The organism is Streptomyces misionensis, assembly GCF_007896895.1.
Taxonomy (GTDB): Bacteria; Actinomycetota; Actinomycetes; order Streptomycetales; family Streptomycetaceae; genus Streptomyces; species Streptomyces misionensis_A.
In genome coordinates, this window is sequence record NZ_VOGW01000066.1 from 1,304 (window position 1) to 2,336 (window position 1,033).

1 protein-coding gene and 1 pseudogene are annotated in these 1,033 nt (G+C 73.2%); both read right to left on the minus strand.

Annotation, left to right across the window (positions count from 1 at the left end; genetic code table 11):
• Positions 1-361: pseudogene (locus FRZ03_RS12165) on the minus strand (ABC transporter permease); the annotation flags it as partial.
• 83 nt (positions 362-444) lie between these two features.
• Positions 445-1,033: AAA family ATPase (locus tag FRZ03_RS12170; RefSeq protein WP_146465166.1), on the minus strand; the 589-nt coding region annotated here is incomplete at its 5' end.

Below are 1,033 nucleotides of genomic sequence, written 5' to 3' on the forward strand. Positions count from 1 at the left end.
CCAGTACGGCGTTCGCGCCCGCCGCGGTCAGCAGCGCGGCCGTCAGCGGGGCCCGCCGCCCGACCGTCCCGGACGACACCATCTCCTGCCGCCCGCTCTCCTCCTCGTCCCTGGTGTGCCGCACCACGACCAGCAGGCTCGGCACGGCGGCGAGCGCGCTCGCGTACACCCCGATCCGCCAGGCGGTGAGCGCGCCCAGCGAGTCCGCGAAGACCGGTCCGACCATGGCGCGCAGCGAGGTGTTCGCCGTCATCTGGTGCATCAGCGTGGCGCGCGCGGCCGGGGTGCCGTAGACGCCGTCGAGGGCGCCCGGCATGCTCAGGACCATCAGCGCGATCACCGCGAGCCACACCGGGAGCATCACCCGGTCGCGGCGCAGCGCGAACCGCACCAGCGTCCCGGTACCGGCGAACGACCGGTGACGTCCGCCCCGTACCGCCGCGTTCACACCGTCACCTCGTCCGCGCCGGTGCCGTCGGCGTCGTTCGTGTAGTGCCGCAGGAAGAGTTCCTCCAGCGTCGGCGGGGTCGAGGTCAGCGTGCGCACGCCGGACTCGCCGAGCACCCGCAGCACGCCGTCGAGCCGGGCGGTGTCGACCTGGAGCCGCACTCGGTGGCCCTGTACGTCGAGGTGGTGCACCCCCGGCAGTTCCGCCAACGCGCCGGGCGGGCCCGCGAGTTCGGCGCTCACGCTGGTCCGGGTCAGATGCCGCAGCTCGGCCAGTGAGCCGCTCTCCACCGTCCGCCCCTTGCGGATGATGCTGACCCGGTCGCACAGCTGCTCCACCTCGCCGAGGATGTGGGAGGAGAGCAGGACCGTACGGCCGCGCGCCCGCTCCTCGCGCACACAGCTCTGGAAGACCTCCTCCATCAGCGGGTCCAGGCCCGAGGTCGGCTCGTCCAGGATCAGCAGGTCCACGTCCGAGGCGAAGGCGGCGACCAGGGCGACCTTCTGCCGGTTGCCCTTGGAGTAGGTGCGGCCCTTCTTCGTCGGGTCCAGCTCGAAGCGCTCGATCAGCTCGGCGCGCCGCCGC